10 protein-coding genes are annotated in these 17658 nt (G+C 71.3%); 3 read left to right on the top strand and 7 right to left on the bottom strand.

The window, feature by feature from the left end; genetic code table 11:
- Positions 1-134 precede the first annotated feature (134 nt).
- Both ACFYSH_RS28815 and ACFYSH_RS28810 read right to left on the bottom strand, forming a co-directional pair.
- Positions 135-2048 (bottom strand): BTAD domain-containing putative transcriptional regulator, encoded by a 1914-nt coding sequence (locus tag ACFYSH_RS28815; RefSeq protein ID WP_359468752.1) that lies wholly within the window; start codon positions 2046-2048, stop codon positions 135-137.
- Positions 2049-2137: 89 nt separating this feature from the next.
- Positions 2138-3472, bottom strand: coding sequence for a salicylate synthase (locus ACFYSH_RS28810; protein WP_359468754.1), 1335 nt, complete (start codon positions 3470-3472; stop codon positions 2138-2140).
- An 816-nt stretch (positions 3473-4288) separates the two neighbouring features.
- On the opposite strand from ACFYSH_RS28810, the gene ACFYSH_RS28805 reads away from it, so the two are divergent.
- From ACFYSH_RS28805 to ACFYSH_RS28795, 3 genes are all read left to right on the top strand, one after another.
- The gene (locus tag ACFYSH_RS28805) at positions 4289-4978 is read left to right on the top strand and encodes a TetR/AcrR family transcriptional regulator C-terminal domain-containing protein (protein WP_359468756.1); all 690 of its coding nucleotides are present in this window, start codon (positions 4289-4291) and stop codon (positions 4976-4978) included.
- Positions 4975-6120, top strand: a complete 1146-nt coding sequence (locus ACFYSH_RS28800; protein ID WP_359468759.1) for a saccharopine dehydrogenase NADP-binding domain-containing protein — start codon at positions 4975-4977, stop codon at positions 6118-6120. The genes ACFYSH_RS28805 and ACFYSH_RS28800 overlap by 4 nt, the downstream gene beginning before the upstream one ends.
- Positions 6121-6257: 137 nt before the next feature.
- Positions 6258-6944: a TetR/AcrR family transcriptional regulator gene (locus ACFYSH_RS28795; RefSeq protein WP_359468762.1), complete on the top strand. Its 687-nt coding sequence runs from the start codon at positions 6258-6260 to the stop codon at positions 6942-6944.
- Positions 6945-7009: 65 nt separating this feature from the next.
- Here the strand turns inward: ACFYSH_RS28795 and ACFYSH_RS28790 are convergent, their stop codons facing one another.
- The 5 genes from ACFYSH_RS28790 to ACFYSH_RS28770 are packed head-to-tail and all read right to left on the bottom strand — an operon-like array spanning position 7010 to position 17583.
- Complete coding sequence (locus ACFYSH_RS28790) at positions 7010-8608, bottom strand: (2,3-dihydroxybenzoyl)adenylate synthase (RefSeq protein ID WP_388756292.1); 1599 nt, start codon at positions 8606-8608, stop codon at positions 7010-7012.
- A gap of 59 nt (positions 8609-8667) precedes the next feature.
- Positions 8668-9468, bottom strand: coding sequence for an alpha/beta fold hydrolase (locus tag ACFYSH_RS28785; protein ID WP_359468768.1), 801 nt, complete (start codon positions 9466-9468; stop codon positions 8668-8670).
- Entirely contained in the window at positions 9465-13976 is a 4512-nt protein-coding gene (locus tag ACFYSH_RS28780) for an amino acid adenylation domain-containing protein (protein ID WP_359468771.1), read from the bottom strand. The genes ACFYSH_RS28785 and ACFYSH_RS28780 overlap by 4 nt, the downstream gene beginning before the upstream one ends.
- A 56-nt stretch (positions 13977-14032) precedes the next feature.
- Positions 14033-15742 (bottom strand): ABC transporter ATP-binding protein, encoded by a 1710-nt coding sequence (locus ACFYSH_RS28775; protein WP_359468774.1) that lies wholly within the window; start codon positions 15740-15742, stop codon positions 14033-14035.
- Positions 15739-17583, bottom strand: a complete 1845-nt coding sequence (locus ACFYSH_RS28770) for an ABC transporter ATP-binding protein (protein ID WP_359468777.1) — start codon at positions 17581-17583, stop codon at positions 15739-15741. Before ACFYSH_RS28770 ends, ACFYSH_RS28775 begins: the two co-directional genes overlap by 4 nt.
- Positions 17584-17658 lie beyond the last annotated feature (75 nt).

The raw sequence follows: 17658 nt of genomic DNA, 5'->3' as shown, positions 1-17658 counted from the left end.
GAACGGTCTCTGATGGGCGGCGGCGCTCCGTCGCCCGCCCCTCGCCGGGCCGCCCCGGTGTCGCGATGGGCAGCACGGGCATGCGGGTGCCCCGCGGCACCAGAAGGCACCACGGGGCACAGGGAGCCGGCCGCTTACGCGACCGAAGGGGTTGCCTGCAGACGCGCGACGGCGGCGCTTCGATGGGTCAGCGGCTCGCGTTCGGCGCACTCGGCGGCGTAGAGCCGCACTAGCTCGTTGAACCGGTACAGGCCGTTTCCGGTCTCGACGAGCAGATGGCGGCGGGTGAGTGTCTCCAGCGTGACCGCCGCCTCCGGCTCCGGGGTGCCGGTCAGGTCGGCGGCGGCCGACAGGGTGACCGGCCCGTTACTGAGGAGCCCGAGGAGCCGGAACATCCTCGCCGCCTCGGCGGGCAGTGCCTGGTAGCACGTCTCGAACAGGGCATGCAGGCTCGTCGAATCACCTCCCGCCGCCAGCCGGTCGAGTCGGCCGTGTTCCTCGGCGACATGCTCGACCAGGGCCGCCAGGGGCACATCCGGGTTGGCGGCCAGCGTCTCGGCCATGATGCGCAGCGCCAGCGGCAGTCCTGCGGACAGCCCCACAAGGCGCCTTGCCACGGCCTCCTGATGCCGCAACCGGTCTCCGCTGAGACACCGGAGCAGCGCTAGGGCGTCCTGGGTGCCGAGCGGGTCGAGCCGGAGCAGATGCGCCCCGTCCCGGACGGCGAGGCCGCCCAGGCGCTGCCGGCCGGTGCTGATCACGCAGGACGAACTGCCCGGTATCAGCGGCCGCAGCTGGTCGGCGCTGAGCACGTCGTCGAGCATCACGAGGACGCGCTTGCCGTGCAGGAGACTCCGGTAGAGCGTGGCCCGGCCCGCTGGATCCGCTGGGATACGGGCGTCGGCGACCCCGAGGCTCCGCAGTACCTGGAGCAGGGCTTCCGAGGCGCTGAGCGAACGCCCCTCCATACTCGTGCCGTACAGGTCGATGTAGAGCTGCCCGTCCGGAAAGCGCTCGGACAGCCTGTGGGCCAGTTCGAGTGTGAAGGCGCTCTTGCCCACTCCGGCCGGTCCGTCGACGACGACGACGGGGGTGGAGGGTCCCGGCGGGTCGTTCTGGGTGAGCAGCCGTGCCAGGTGTTCCAGTTCCCGGGAACGCCCCACGAAACCCCGTGCCAAGGGCGGAAGTTGGGCGGGCCTGGGTGTCTCCGCGAGCATCAGGCGGGTCGCGGGGGGCTCCGGGGCGGACACAGGGGCGCCCGCCCCGGTGACGGCCGGTGCACCGGCGGACCCGGTCGGCGTGAGCGGGCTCCCGGTCAGGATCTGCTGGTGCAGCGTGCGCAGTTCGGTACTGGGATCTATGCCGAGCTCATGCCGCAGCATCCGCCGGGTCTCGGCGTAGACCTCCAGCGCGTGCGCCTGGCGCCCGCAGCGGTACAGCGCCGTCATCAGCAGCCAGCGCAGCTTCTCGCGCAGCGGCTCCTCGGCCACGGCCCCGAGCAGCACGGTGACCGCCTCGACGGGCCGGTCCGCCTCCAGCATGTCGGCGGCCCACTCCTCGACCGCCGTGAGCCGGAGATCCTGGAGCCTCGTCCGCTCCATCGCCGCGAAAGGGCCGGGAACGCCGGAGTGCGCCTCCCCGCGCCACAGGGACAGCGCGGACTCCGCGGTGTCCAGCGCCTCCTGGAGTCTCCCCTCCGCCCGTGCGCGCCTCGCCTGAGCGTGGCAGCGGGCGAAGACCGTGGCATCAACCGTCCCGGGATCGGTCTGCAGCGCGTATCCGCCGGCGGTCGAGATCAGCAGTTCACCGCTCTCCCGCCTGCTGCGCTCCGGTTCGAGGACCCGGCGCAGACCGGCCACATAGGTGTGGACACCGTTCGCCGCGGTCTGCGGGATGTCTCCGCCCCACACCGCGTCGATGATGTGGTCCACGCTCACGACGTCGTTCGCACGGCCGGCCAGCAGTGCGAAGACGGCTCGCTGTTTGGGCGGTCCGAGGATGATTTCTCTGCCACTGCGCCAAGCACGTACCGGACCCAACAGCTGCACCTCTAAGGGCTCCCCCGCTGTCGGCATGGCCCTGTCGCCTCCTAAGGTCGTGGTCGCGGTCACCGGACCGCTTCTGACAGCGGTCGGAGTCACCGACGCTTCTCGGACGCAGCGACCTGCGTCACGGCTCCGTACTCGGTCGCACACGCCACCAGGGAGTCGGCCACACACCTCAGCTTCTCCCTGGTCTCCTCCAGCTCCCGCTCGGGTACGGACTGTCCGACGATGCCGGCACCGGCCTGGAGCCAGCACTCGCCGTCCCGGCGGAAGACGCTGCGCAGGGCGAGCGCGGCATCCATGGAGCCGTCCTGCCCCACCGTCATCACCGTGCCCGCGTAGGGGCCTCTCTCCCGTGGCTCGAAGGCCGAGATGACGTCGTACGCGGCGTGCTTGGGCACGCCCGAGGCGGTGACGGCGGGGAAGACGGCGGCGAAGGCGTCCCAGGGGCCGACGTCCCCCGCCATCCGGCCCACGACCTTGGAGGCGAGGTGCTGCACAGAGCCCCGCTCCTTGATCACCATGTACTCCTGCACGACCACCGTCTCCGGCTCGCAGGGCCCGGCGAGTTCGTCGACGGCGACCTTGACCGAGATGGCGTGCTCGTGGAGTTCCTTGGGATCCGCGAGGAGATGCTCGCGCAGCCGCCTGTCCTCGTCGGCATCGCCGGTCAGGGCCCGGGTGCCGGCCAGCGGCTGGCTGGCGACGGTGCCGTCGGCCCCGACCTCCACGACGGTCTCCGGGCTGAACCCCAGGGCCTGGAGACCTCCCATGTTCAACAGATAGGAGCGGGCGGGGGTGTTGGCACGGCGTCCGGCGAGATAGCTCGCCGGAAGGTCGATGTCAGCGGTGACGGGGACGATCCGGGACACCACGGCCTTCTGCAGATGTCCGGCGCGTATGCGGTCCACGACGGAGCCGACGGAGGCACGGTAGGTGTCCGCGCCGTCCTCGATGTTTACGTCGACCGGTCGGCCCCTGGTGTCCGGTACCCGCTCCAGGCCGGCCAGGACCTTTGCGACGAGAGCGATCTCCTGCGGGTCAAGACCGCGCAGGAGGGCCTGGTGCCCTGAGAGGCGTACCTCTGTCCGGGGAACAACGAGATGGAGCAGGACGTCGTGGCGGACCGGCCGGCCAGCGACGGCGTAGGCGAGCTCGAAGGCACTCCACCCGTACGCTCGCCAGTCGGCCAGTTCAAGGCTGTCCAGGAACTCACGCACCGGTGCCAACGGGTCCCCGTGCCATGGGCGTTCGACGGTTTCACCGCCCTTCGTGCATCGCACGGTGTCCGGTTTCAGTATGACCTCGGCCGCGACTCCGCCGGCCACCGACCAGGCGTCCGGCGCTTCGTACACGACATAGGTGGCGAACAAGCCCGACGCGGCGAGACCCGTTGCCGCGACCAGCGGCTCGACAGTTGTGCGCACGGTAGCCGATTGATACGAGAAATCCACGGTTCTTCCTCCTGCAGCTGACGACCGAAATTGACCACTACAAGGGCGGAAAATATTCGACACGATCCTCGCAGGAGAGAATTTAGGGAATATTAACGATGCGCAACAAGGAAGTCGCCGCAGCATGATGCCACAGACATCAACTGCTTGCCAGTAAAAAAAATCAGAGGAACGTTTTGGCAAGCAGGGACACTCGAAGCACTTCATCGCAATACGCAGCAGGGCGTCACTGACACCAGAAAAAGCCGACACCCTGGATGGGCGCACCCCCCCGCAAAACTCTCCCGGAATCTCCAGGAGCGGCCGAAACGAGAGGGACTCTACCCAACCACTCGACTCAATTCAACAACTATTCTCCCCACAGCCGGACTTGACGAAGTCATGACTGAATTCAAGCCGACCGCAATTGCCCGCCGCTGGGTCCCGGCCGAAACCAAGGCGGCAGCGACGGAGAATATTGAGGCGGCCCGGCGCTTTTGCACGGGGGAGTGCCGGGCCGCCCGGCCCTGTTCGTCGCACCGCACGGCGATGCGCGACAGGACCCGCCTATCGGGGAGTCGCCCCCCTCACCCAAGAGCGGCGGCCACAGACCGCTCCGGCCCTGGCCCCGAAGCCGACTTCCACGTTGACCCCCGGGTTTTTATACTTGTAAGACGTACGCGTACAATAACTGTAGCCCGAGCTCCTGGCGATGTCACCCCCGTCCCGAAGAACCCGGCGCGGAGAAGTGATCCGGACCGCGGCCGGAGTACGGACCAGACAGCTCCACCACTGATGGGAGACGCAGGGATGAAGCCCCGGAACGGGCGCGGGGACGGTGGACGTCGGTCCGCACCCCTCTCGCAGGACACCATCGTCACGGCCGCGCTGCACATCCTCGACAGTGAGGGACCGCGGCACCTGTCCATGCGCCGGCTCGCCAGAGAGCTCGCCATCACACCGATGGCCCTCTACCACCACGTGCGCGACCGGCACGAGTTGCTGCTCCTGCTGGTCGCCGCGCGATCCCGGGACCGCACCTGGCCGGATCTGCCGGAGGAACCACGCGAGAGGCTGGTGGCGGCCGCCCAGCTGCTCCACGACGTCCTCGCCCAGTACCCCTTCCTCAACGAGATCCTCGCCTCCCCCGATCTTCTGGCCGTGTCCTCGCTGTGGGTCATGGAGGCTCTGCTCGACGCGGCGGTCGAGTGCGGTCTCACCCCCGAAGAGGCGGCCCAGGCGCATCAGGCCATCTGGCACTTCACGGTCGGCCGCCTGCTGATCCGCACGACCAGCCGCCGGCACCATGCCGAACTGACCCGGCCCACCGAGCGCGAGCAGGTGTTCGCGACCCTGTCGCCCGAAGACTTCCCCCGTGTGACCTCGCTGGCCGACCGCTGGTCCACGCTCATCGCGCGCGACACCCACAGGGAGGCGCTCTCGGACATCGTCGAGGGCCTGCTCGGCGGGCACGCGGCACACCCGGGAGAGCACGCATGAGCATCGCCACCGCACCCATGATCGGAATCCTCGGTGGGTACGGGGACGTGGGCGCGGCCGCGGCCCGCTTCCTCGCCGCCGAGCACGGCTACCGTCTGCGGATCGGCGGACGCTCCGCCGAAAAGGCCTGGCAGTTCGCCCGGCAACTGGGCGACTGCGCGGAGGCCATGGTGGTCGACGCCGCCAGCAGCCAGAGCTTGACGCACTTCACCCGTGGCTGCGCCACCGTGCTCGACTGCTCCGGGACGGCGTTCTCGCTCAGCGGCCGGGTCCGCGCGGCGGTCCTCGCGGGCGGCGTCCACTACGTGGGCATGACGGACGACGGCAGCTCCCGTTCCCCGGCGGGCGCGTGTTCGGCCGTGCTCTTCACGGGCCTTGCGGGCACCCTGGCCGGCTGGGCGCCGCGCTGGCTGGCCGGAGGGCTCGATTCCGCGACCCGCTTCAGCGGCTGGTGGGGCGGTCTCGGCGCCATCCCGCCGCATACGGCGGTCTCCTGTCTGCTCGGAAGGCGTCATGCGGTCGAGCTCCCGGGCGACGAACGCCCTCGTGCCGGACGTGAGCACGTCGACGACCGGCCGGCCGCGGAAGCCTGTCCCGTTCCCCAGGAGCCGGCGGCGCCCCCGCCGCTGTCTCCCCATGCCGTCGCCGTCCGCCACGTCCTCCCTGAGGAACTGCGGCAACAGGCCTACCTCCTGGGGCTGCAGGAGACCCACTGGCACGAGGTGCTCAAGGGGCCAGGCGTCCCCGCCTTCCTCGACAGATTCGCCCTCCACCATCCCGCCGCGGGCGACGGCGGAGCGCTCATGGCCGCGGCCCGGGAACTGGCCAGAGCCAGCCTGCTGGACGCGGTCGGAAGTTCCCCGTACCAGGTGATGTATGGCACGCTTGACGGGCTGACGCCCGACGGCAACCCGGTGCGGCGGAACGCGCTCCTGCACTGTACGGACGTGACCGGTCTGGTGGCGGTGATCGCCTCGATCACCGCCCACGAGGTGACGAGGGGCCGTGTCCCGTCCGGTGTCCACGTCATGGCCGCTACGCTGCCGCCGCAGGACACCGCCGAATGGATCGTGCGTCACCTTCCGCTGACGACGGCACGGCTGACGGAGGTCCCGGCCGGCGAACCGGGCATGATGACGTAACCGGCCGCCCGGCCAGCCCCCGGCATGAGGCCGCCGGTCCACAGCGGGGCGGCGACCCCGTACTCCCGCCGGGCGGTCACCGCCACGCGACCGAAGCCGCACCTCACACCCGGCACGAGCAACAGGAAGACGAAGGAATGACGCCTCAGACCAGACGCACAGGCAGAACCGGCCGTCCGCCTCGCCTATCCCAGGAGGCCATCCTCACGGCAGCCCAGCACCTCCTGGACGAGGAAGGACCGGAGCACCTGTCGATGCGCCGGCTGGCGCAGGAGCTGTCGAGCACCGCGATGGCGCTCTACCACCACGTGCGCGACAAGGACGACCTGCTGCTCCTGCTGCTCGAACGTCACGCCCAGCAGTTTCCGCGCCCCGAACTGCCGGACGAGCCGCGTGAACGCCTGATCACGTCGAGCCAGGCGCTGCACGACATCCTTGCCGAGTGTCCGTGGATCGTGGAGGTCCTCGCCTCCGACGACCTCATGGCCGTGTCCGCACTGTGGATCGTGGAGAACATGATCGACGCGGGGATCGCGTGCGGACTCAGCCCGGAGGAGGCCGTCTACACCTACCGCGTCATCTGGTACTACACCGCGGGCGAGCTCACCATCCGGGTGAACCGCGACCGACGCCACGCCGGGCTCGAACGGCCTCCGCACCGCGACAAGGCCTTCGCCGCTCTGACGCCCGAAATGTTCCCGCGGCTCGCCTCGCTCGCCGGCCAGTGGGACGAGATCACCTCACGGGACACCCACCGCGACGGTCTGGTGGCCATCATCGACGGGCTGCTCTCGCGGACCGGTCCGGCGCGGAAGGCGACATGACCGTGGGGCCCGGATCACCGCCCGCTGTGGCCGGCGGTGATCCGGGCCCCACGGCCCGTCTCCGTTCAGCTCTTCAGACTCGCGAGCAGGGCTCGCTTGTCGACCTTTCCGACGCCGGTCATCGGCAGCCGCTCCAGGATCACCAACCGGTCGGGCACCTTGTAGCCGGCCACCCCCTGGCCCCGGAACGCCGCCTGTACGTCCCTCAGGGTCGGCGGGTGCGCGCTGTCCTTGGGCACCACGCAGGCGCAGGTCCGCTCGCCCATCATGGGGTCGGGCAGAGCGATCACAGCTGCTCCGCGGAGCGCGAAGGCGGCGAGCAGATGCTCCTCCACCTCCAGCGTCGGGACCTTCTCCCCACCTCGGTTGACCACGTCGTTGGTCCTGCCGACCACCTCGAAGTTGCCCTCCGGGGTCCGGCGCACCAGGTCACCCGTGCGGTAGAAGCCGTCCTCGGTGAACCGGGTCCGGTTGCGCTCCCCCGCGCGGTAGTAGCCGCGCAGGGTGTACGGCCCGCGGGTGAACAGCTCCCCTGTCTCCCCCGGTCCTGCCTCGGCCCCGTCCTCCCTGATCACCCGCACCTCGTCCGCCGGTGACAGCGGTCGCCCCTGCGTGTGGACGATCACGTCCTCCGGATCGTCGAGCCGGGTGTAGTTGAGCAGTCCCTCGGCCATCCCGTACACCTGCTGAAGCGTGCAGCCGAGAGCCTTCGGCACCTCACGGGCCGTCTCCGGGGCCAGGCGGGAGCCGCCCACCTGGACGACCCGCAGGGACGACAGGTCGTGGTCCGTCCATTCGGCCGCGTCGAGCCACAGCGGCACCAGCGGGGGCACCAGCGAGGTGAGCGTCACTCCGGCCCGTTCGATGAGCGGGAAGCACACGTCCGCGGTGGGCGCCGGGGCGAGCACAGCCGTTCCTCCGGCGCGCAGCGTACCCAGGACGCCGGGGCAGCCGAGGGCGAAGTTGTGCTCCACGGGCAGCGCCGCGAGATAGACGCTGCCCGGCCCGACCTCGCACAGGCGCGCCGTCTCCCGCAGTTGGTACGCATAGTCCGCGTGCGTACGCGGGATCAGCTTCGGCGGTCCCGAGGTTCCACCGGACAGGAGGAACAGCGCGACGTCCTCGGGATCCGGCTCGGGCAGGGCGACAGGGTCGGCGTCGACGTGGGACAGGGCGGTGTACGGGCCCGGGTCACCCGCCACGAAGACGTGCCGCAGGCTCTCCGTCCGGTCGGACACCTCCCGGGCGACGAGCCGGAAGTCGCAGTCTGGCGCCCGTTCCTGGCAGACGTAGGCGACGGCCCCGGACGTGGCGACGAGGTGGGCGATCTCCGTGGTGCGGTGCGCGGGCAGGGCGTACACCGGCAGGACAGCGGCCCTGAAGAGCGCCAGGCTCAGCACCACGAGGTCCACGTCGTTGACGAGTTGGACGACCACCCGGTCGCCGGCCAGGAGGCCCGCGCGCAGCAGGCCGGCGGCCCTGCGGTCGGCCGCGCGGTCGAGCTCCTCGTGGGTGACCTCGTCGGCTGCCGTCACCAGGGCGGTCCGGGCACGCTGTTCGGGTGTGCGTGCGAGCCGGGCCCCGAGGACCTCCGCGTTCCAGTACCCCTCCTCCCTGTACGTCTGAGCCAGCGGTTCAGGCCAAGGCACACAGCCCTCCAGCATGGGGATCCTTCCTGCAGATTCGGTAGGCAGTGGTGCGGCCGACGTCGCCCGACGGCGCGTCACGGTGTGGACGGCCAGGCGAAGGCGGTCTCGGGGAGTGCCGCGCGTACCGCCGCGAACACGCGCGGGAGTACGGTGGCACGCCCGGTCTCCAGATAGAAGTGGCCTCCCGTGAAGGCCTCCAGCGCGTGCGGACCGGTGGTGACCCCGGCCCAGGCGGCGGCCTCGTCCGCGGTGACCTCCGGGTCGTCCTCCGCGTACAGCACGGTCACCGGGATACCCAACGGCCCGCCCGGCAGCGGCCGGTAGGTCTCGATGAGCCGGTAGTCGCTCCGGATGGCGGGCAACAGGGCTTCCAGGAGGGCCTTGTTGTCCAAGACGTCCCCGGCTGTGCCGCCGAGCCTCCTCAGGTCCGCGAGAAGTTCGGCGTCGGTGGCGAGGCTGAGCGCACCGCCCCGGGTCCGCGCGGGTGCCGGCTGGCCGGAGACGACGAGTGCCGCCGGCGCATGTCCGGTCACGGCGAGCCTTCGAGCGGCCTCGTAGGCCACGGCCGCGCCCATGCTGTGCCCGAAGAACACGGCGGAGGCGAGCTCGCCGTCGGTCCGCCCCTCGGTCAGTGCCGGGACAAGGTCGTCCAGGAGGCTCTCCATGTCCGTGGCGGCGGGCTCCTGGAAGCGGTCTCCACGGCCGGGGTACTGCACCGCGCACACCTCGACGTCCCAGGGTGCGTCCAGGGACCAGCTGCGAGAGCCGCCGGCGGCCCCGCCCGCGTGGGGGAAGCAGATCAACCGTGACCGCGCGTGCGGACGCCGGGAGAAGATACGCAGCGCACAGGACGCACCGGTGTCCGCCGGGATCACAGCTCGCCCTCCTCGAACTCCACGGGCGGTTCGCCGACCGCTCCCGGCGGACCGTCACCGTCCTGACCCGGGTCCAGGTCGCGTACGTCCCGCAACTCGCCCACCAGCGCCCCCATTCCCGCCACCGTAGGAACGCGCAGGACCTCGCGCATCGGTAGCTCCACGCCCAGTCGACCGCGGATGGCGGCCACCAGACGGGTCGCCGCCAGGCTGTCCCCGCCCAGGGCGAAGAAGCTCGCGCCCCGGGCGGTCACGGGCGCACCCAGGACACCCGCCCAGAGCTCCGCCACGGCGTCCTCCACGGGGCCCTGCGGGGGATCCTCGGCGCCCCCGGCCGGGGCGGCGGCCCCCATGACGGCCTGCTGGACCCACCGCCGGTCCACCTTGCCGTTGGCGCTCAGCGGCATCTCGGCGAGGCCGACGAGGAAGCCGGGGATCATATGGGCGGGGAGCCGGTCGGCGAGCCAGGACCGGAGCGCCGCAGGGTCGGTGACGCGGCCGGCCCGGTCCCGTTCGGGGCGCCGGGCGGTGATCAGAACGACGCCGTCGAGCTCGCGCCCGGACACCTCGACACGGCAGAACCCTGCCTGTTCCAGGGCCCGCAGCCACTGCGCCGTGCCGGCGGCCGGAGACCGGGTGGACACCGTCGGGACCGCGAGAGGGGACTCCTCCTCCCTGGCGACGACGAACAGCCGGCTGCCGGGCCTGCCCAGCAGGGCCAGCGCCCGCGCTGCGGCGTCCGGCTCCGGCTCCCGGCCCAAGGCGTCGTTCACCACGAGCACGTCGAAGGCGGCGAGTCGTGACTCGGGTACGGCGCGGGCGTCCTGCCGGACCGCCCGGGCCTGCCGCCCGGAGCCGGCGATCCTGGCCTCGGCAGCTTCGATCCGGGTCTCCCGCGGATCGAGCAGCACGTAGTCGACCGTACTCGGCTTGATCCGTTCCAGCAGTGCGGTGGCGCCCCGGCCGGCCCCGCCCGACCACTCGGCGACGTCGAGCGTCCGGGCACCGTCCGCATGCAGTGCCTCCACCTCCTGGGCGATGCTGTCCAGGCAGGCCGCGACGCCGGGCAGTTGGAGCGTGAGCCCGTCGGGAGACAGGACGGGATCGTCGGCCAGGGCGTCGATGTCGGCCGTCCCGGCGAGCACTGCCGCGAGCAGGGGCATCGCACCGGCCCAGCTGTCCACGACCGGCTGGAGGTAGGTTCCGGAGATCCGGTCGCGCAGCGCGGCGGCCCGCTCCCGGTCGCGGGCCGCGGGCCAGCGGGGGCCGCGGACCACGTTCCCGGCCGAGCAGCGCAGGACCTCCCGCTTCTGAAGGAACTCCAGCCAGGAGGCCACTGGCTGGCAGCTCGTCACCGCCACGGGCAGGGTGCCCCTGGCGGCCTTCGCACCGTCGGCGGCGAGCAGGGGGTCCAGCAGGGCGGCGAGCAGGATCTCCGTCAACTCCGCTTCCTGCTCGCAGGCTTCCCGTCCCAGGCCGGCGGCGTCTCGCGGCCTTGACGCCGCAGCCTGGCCGGGAGCGGAGGCCGGGGCAGGAAGGAAGGCCGCCGTGATCTCCCGCGTCCGGTCACCGACGACGACGGCGAGGACCTGCGAGACCGCGGGGTGCGCCTGGAACACGGACTCGATCTCACCCAGCTCGACCCGGAATCCGTTGATCTTGACCTGGTGGTCGATGCGGCCCAGGAACTCGAGCGTGCCGTCCGGCCAGTAGCGACCCTGGTCACCGGTGCGGTACCATCGTTCGCCCGCGGTATGGGGAAAGCGTTCCCTTGTCAGTTCGAGGTCACCTCGGTAGCCCTGTGCCACGCCCGTGCCGCCGATCCACAGCTCTCCGGGCACCCAGTCCGGGCAGTCCCGGCCGCGCGGGTCGACGACACGGAACCGCTGGTTGGCCAGTGGCCTGCCGTACGGAATGGACCGCCAGTGCGCAGGCACGGTGGTGACCTCGTGGGCGTTGGACCAGATCGCCGCCTCGGTGGCACCCCCGAGGCTGACCAGCCCGCACCGGCCGGCCGTCGCGCGGCTCAGCCGCCCGGGGAGGTCGAGACCGATCCAGTCACCCGAGAGCAGCGCCAGGCGCAGGGTCCCGGGAAGAGGCGCTTCTCCGGTCGCGGTGAGAAGCATGTCCATCAGCGCGGGCACGGAGTTCCACACGGTGACGGCGTGGCGCGCACACAGCGCGAGCCATTGGTGGGCATCGCGTCGATCGATCTCGTCGACCAGTACCAGGGCGCCGCCCTCGGCGAGGGGACCGAACACGTCCCACACCGAGAGGTCGAAGTCCAGGGCGGAGACGGCCAGCACGCGGTCCCGGGGCCCCAGCCCGTACCGCTCGTCGATGTCCTCCACGGTGTTGACCGCGGCACGGTGGCTGACCTCGACGCCCTTGGGCGTGCCGGTGGAACCGGAGGTGAAGATCACGTACGCGGTCTCGTCGACGGATATCGGCACCGGGGCGGCCAGCGGGACCGCCCGGAGGGCCTCGGTGAGGGACAGACGGGGCGTCCCGGAGCCCGGTGGTGGCGTCGCGCCGGTGCCGTCCAGGACGAGTACGCAGCGGCTGAGTGCATGGATGCGCGCCCTGCGCTCGGCGGGCTGATCGACACCGACGGGTATGTATGTGCCGCCCGCCGCGAGGATGCCGAGCACCGCGGCGATCTGGTCCGGGCCCTTGGGGGCGGTGACGACTACCGGGCTGCCCGGCCCGACTCCCCGATCGACCAGTGCGCCGGCCACACGCAGCGCCCGGTCAGCCAGTTCACCGTGGCTGAGCCGGCCCTCGTCCCCCCAGAGCAGCGCGGGCGCCCCGGCCCTGCCGTCGGCCCGCTCGAAGAACGCCTGGTGCAGGAGGCGACCGCTCTCCCGCCGGGTCGCCGAGTTCGCTTCGGCCCGACATCGGAACTGATATGCGGGCAGGGGTATGTCCTGCGGGAGGGCCCAGTCCGCAGCTGCCAGACGCCGCACCAGACCGGTGTACGCCGCGAACATGGTGTCGATCACGCCCTCCGGGAAGAGCGCCTCGACGGCGTCCCAGGCCAGCAACAGACCGCCCTCCCGGGTGCCGTACACCTGATGGTCGAGCCAGACCTGGGGCGTCTGGGAGACCATCCAGGACAGCTCGCCGAAGTGGGCGGCGAAGTCGTCCGGCACCAGGGGGGCGTCGAGGTTGCAGGCGAAGACCACGGGCGCCGTACGCGGGGTTCCGGCGTCCGAGCGGACGAAGTCGCGCAACACGTCGACCCCGGAGTACGCGGCGTGGCCGACGTCCTCGTGCAGTCGCCGCTGGATTGCGCGGGCCCGGTCGGCGAAGCCGCCGTCGCCTGACAGGTCGACCTCAAGGAGCAACAGGCTGGTGAAGTCGGCGACGATGCGCTCGATGTCGGGGTGGAGGCCCCGATCGCGGTCGAACAGCGGGATGTTGAGCAGGAACCGGTCCCGTCCGCTCCAACGCGCAAGGATCTCGGCGAAGGCGGTGACCAGCAGCACGGCCGGGGTGAGACCGTGATCGGCTGCCCGGCGCTGGAGCTCCGTCCACTCCTCGGGAGTCAGAGTGTGCCCGCGCCGAACGAAACGCGGTACCCCGATCTCGCCGGGGTCCACCGCCAGGGGGAGGCCGGGACCGCCGGGGAGTTCCGGCAGCCGGCGCTGCCAGTACGCCCGTGCCCGCTCGCGCCCGGCTGCCCTCGGAACGGCGGTGTCCGCGAGGTACTGAGGGAAGGTGTACCGCAGCTCGGCGACGCTCGCCGGATCGGTGTAGAGAGCCGCCAGGTCGGAGAGGAGCAGCCGGATGCTGTGCACATCGGCGACCAGCAGGTCGGCGTTGATGTGGATGCGCTGCGCACCGCCGGGGTGGAGGCTGAGCCGGACGTCGATCACCTGGCCGCGGGCGACGTCGAGCACACGGTGCGAGAGACGTTCCCGCAGATCCAGGAGGGCGCCCTCGGTGGCGTCAGCCGGGAGTTCCGTGAGGTCGTGGACCGTCAGCCCGGGCCAGGTGACGCTCTCGCCGGCCCGCTGTGTCCCGTCATCCGCGAACGAGGCGCGGAGCATGGGGTGTCGGCGCACGAGCGCTGTCACGGCCCGCTCAAGGCGCTCCGCCGCCACGCCTCGGGTGTCGATCTCCAGATAGGCGTGGCATCCGACACCGCCGAGAGGGCGGTCGGTGCTCCGGCCGATCCAGTAGGCCTGCTGGACCGCTGTCAGCGAAAAGGGCGCATGCTCGTCGACGGCGGCCGTGCCTGCGGCGGCCTCCGTCTCCGCCGCGGGCGTCGCCCGGCGCGAGGCCAGCAGCGCGTCCCAGGCTCGCAGGCGTGGGTCCTTGGCCATCTCGGTGAAGTCGACGCCGGCTCCCGACCGGTTCAGCCGGTTGACTAGCGTCATCAACTGGATTGACTGCATGCCCAGTTCGATGAGGTTCGCGTCGTCGTCGAGTTCCGGTTCGCCCTCCAGCAGCGCGGAGACCTCCCTACGGAGATCGACCGGCGGCCTTGGCGTGCTGCGTGACATCCCTACCCCCTGTGTTTCGGACGGTGTGCGCCGGGCGAGCGGTCGCCGCCGCGCCCTCACCCCACGCCGTGTGCGGCGATGCTCCAGAAGTCGGCGTACCGGCCGCCGCTGCGGACGAGTTCCTCGTGCGTGCCCTGTTCGACGATCCGGCCGTCCTCTATGAAGGCGATCAGATCGGCGTGCTCGACCGTGCTGAGGCGGTGCGCGACCATGATGACCGTACGGCCCGCCATGAGGCGGTCGAGGCCGTCCTGGACGGCTGCCTCGCTCTCCGGGTCGAGGGCCGAGGTGGCCTCGTCGAGCAGCAGCACGGGGGCGTCCTTCAGCAGGGCGCGGGCGATCGAGACCCGCTGCCGCTCGCCTCCCGACAGCGCGGCACCGCCCTCGCCGACCTGGGTGTCCCAGCCGTCGGGCAGCCGGTCCACCACCTCGTCCAGGAAGGCGGCGGCGCCTGCGGCCCGCACGTCCTCGGGTGTGGCGCCGGGCCGGCCGATCCGGATGTTGTCCTCGATGGAGCCCTCGAAGAGGTAGACGTCCTGGAAGACCACGGACAGCCGGGACATCAGCTCCTCACTGTCGATATCGCGTACGTCCACCCCGCCGAGGCGCACCACACCCGAGTCGACGTCGTGGAACCTGGCGACGAGCTGGAGCAGCGTGCTCTTGCCCGCACCCGAGGACCCGACGACGGCCACGCGTCGTCCCCGCCCGACCTCCAGGGACAGCCCGTCGAGCACGCGGCGCTCACCGCGCCGGAAGCCGACCCGCTCCAGTTCGACGCCGTCGTGGGCCGGGACCGCCGGCTGCTCGGCATGCGGCAGCGGGGGCTCGGCCAGGACCGCGTCGATGCGTTCCAGCTCACCGCGGGAGACCCGCATGATGCCGCCCAGGTCGGCGAGGGACAGCAGGGGTTCGATGCAGCGGGCCGCCAAGACCAGGATCGCCAGCAGCTCAGGGGCCCCGAGGCTGCCGTCCAGCGTCCAGTACACACCGAGGGCGAGCACGGCGGTGAAGACGGCCTGTGCGGAGAACGTGAGCCCGAGCATGCCGGGCACGCCGCTGAGGGCCGCACGCCGGCTGCTGCGCCACTGCCGGTGCAGCGCATCGTCCAGCAGGCCGAACCGCTCGCCCGTGCGGCCTCCGGCGCGCAACACCGGCTGGGCACGGACGAACTCGACGACGCGGCCCGAGGCTTCGTCACTGCTGCGGGCCCGGTCGGCGTCCTCGCGGGCGGTCGCCTTCGACGTCCAGCGCTGCACACCGGTGATCAGCGGGACGGCGACGACGCCGGCGAGGGCGAGGCGCCAGTCGAAGAAGAAGAGCACCACGACCACGGAGAGCGGGATCAGGGTGGCGTTGATCAGGGGCCGCAGCCGGTGGGCCGGTACCGACATGACCTCCATCACGCTCCGGCTGGTGAGCCCGGAGACGTCCCCGACCCGGCCTGGCGTGAACCAGCCCAGCGGCAGCCCGGAGAGGTGATCACCGAGCCTCTGGTGCAGGCCTCTGGAGAGCTCACCTCCGATGCGGAACCCGGACTTGTCGCTGAAGTAGCCGAGCACGGAGGTCACCAGGACGGCCGCGGTGAAGGCGGCCAGCCACGGCCAGGCATCCTGCGCGTCGTCCTTGAGCAGGGCCCGCAGCAGCGGGATGAGGAGCGCGTAGGACAGTCCCTCCACGACGGCGCCGACGGACATCAGCGCGACGGTCCGGCGGAGGGGGCCCGAGTGCCGTTCACCCAGGACCCGCAGCAACAGCCTGATCATCGGTGGTTCTCCCTCTTCCGGTCGGTACGCGCGCGCTGGGCACGCCACATGGCGGCGAATTTCCCGTTGATGGCCTGCAGCTCTCGGAAGGTTCCGCTCTCCACGATCCGGCCGTCCTCCATGACCACGATCCGGTCGGCCCTGGCGACGGTCTCAAGCCGGTGTGCGATCACCAGTTGTGTACGGCCCCGGGTGAGGGTCTCGAGAGCGGCGCGGATCTCGGCCTCGGTCTTCGCGTCGGCGAAGGACATCGCCTCGTCGAGGACCAGTACAGGCGCGTCGACGAGCAGGGCCCGTGCGATGGAGAGGCGCTGCGCCTCGCCGCCGGAGAGACCCACGTCCTCGCCGATCACGGAGTCGTATCCGCGAGGCATCGACTGGATCCGCTCGTGGATACCCGCTGCCCTTGCCGCGCGCTCGACGGCCTCGCGGGCGGCCTCCGGCACCGCGAGAGCGATGTTCTCGGCGATACCGGCGCGCAGCAGCCGGACGTCCTGGAGCACGAAGGAGACATGGCGGTACAGCTGCTCGCTCCGGATGTCGCGCATGTCGGCACCGCCGAGGAACACCGAGCCGCTGGTCGGATCGGAGAACCGCGGGACCAGCTGGGCCAGGGTGGATTTGCCCGCACCCGAGGGGCCGACGAGCGCGGTCGTGGTGCCCGGTTCGAGGACCAGGTCGATCCCGTGCAGCACGGGACGGCCGGAGTCGTAGGCGAAGCTGACGTCGCGGAACTCCACGCGGTCGCCGTGAGGTTCGGCCGGCCTGACCGGCTCGGGCAGCGGCGGCACGTTCAGCATCGCCCGGATCCGCTCCGCGGACCGCTCGGCAGCGTGCACGTTGTCCAGGCCGTGCCCCAGCGCGGCGATGGGCGCGGTCAGCGCGACGGCCAGCAGGGGGAACGGCAGCAGGTCGGCGGGCGGCATGGCGTCGGCGGAGATCAGGGCCGCACCGCCAGCCAGGACCAGCAGCAGGACGAACGGAGGGGAGAGCACCAGCGCTGCCAGCGAAGCGAGCCCTGCGGCCCCCGCCACGTAGCTGAGGAAGAAGTCGGCGAACTCGTCAGCGGCTTTGCGGTAGCGCTGATGGGCCCGCCCGCCGCCGCCGAAGGTCTTGACGACCGAAATGCCCTCGACGAACTCGACGGAGGCGGCACCGATGCGCCCCATGGCCTCACCCATCCTGCGCCCCTCCTGCTGCCGCTCCTCGCTCTGCAACACGCGCTGCAGCAGCAGGCCGAGGAGGACCGGCACGAGTGCGACGAGCGTCAACCGCCAGTCCACCCAGGCGAGATACGCCAGCGAGGCGAGCGGGACGACGACGGCTGACGTGGCCTCGACCGGCGCGTGGGCGATCAGATGGTGCAGTTGGTCCACGTCACCCTGCACCACGCCGTTGATCTCGCCGGAGCTGTGCCGGGAGTACCAGCCGAGCGGCACCTTGCCGAGGCGTTGGGCCAGCAGCCGCCGCAGCGACAACTGCAGTTTGCCGTCGACGAGATGGGCGATCCCGCCTGATGCCGCGGCGAGTACGACACGGAAGATCAGACCGGCGACGGCGATCCAGACGGCGGCCCAGGCGGCGTCGCGGTCCATCGGACCCGGGTCGAGCAGCACGCGGCCGAGCTCAACCACCGCGATCAGCGGTGCGAGGCCCGCGAGGGAGCTGACGATCTGGAGGACGAAGACCGCGACGAGGCTGATGCGGTAGGGGCGGAGCAGACGCAGGAGCACCTGCCTGGAGGTTTCGGCCGGACCGCCCGGGTCATGCTCGGGGCCGCCGTCGCCGTCGACCACCTCCCCGCCGTCGGCACGGCTGTGCAGACCCTCTGCCGTGGCCATGGGATTCCCCACCTTTCGGGCACGACCGTCCGGCCCGGGAGCGCGCAGCACTGCCGCGACCGGACGGCAAGTTCC

This window comes from Streptomyces sp. NPDC005791, from assembly GCF_042871485.1.
Classification (GTDB): domain Bacteria; phylum Actinomycetota; class Actinomycetes; order Streptomycetales; family Streptomycetaceae; genus Streptomyces.
This window is presented reverse-complemented; position numbering and strand designations above follow the sequence as displayed.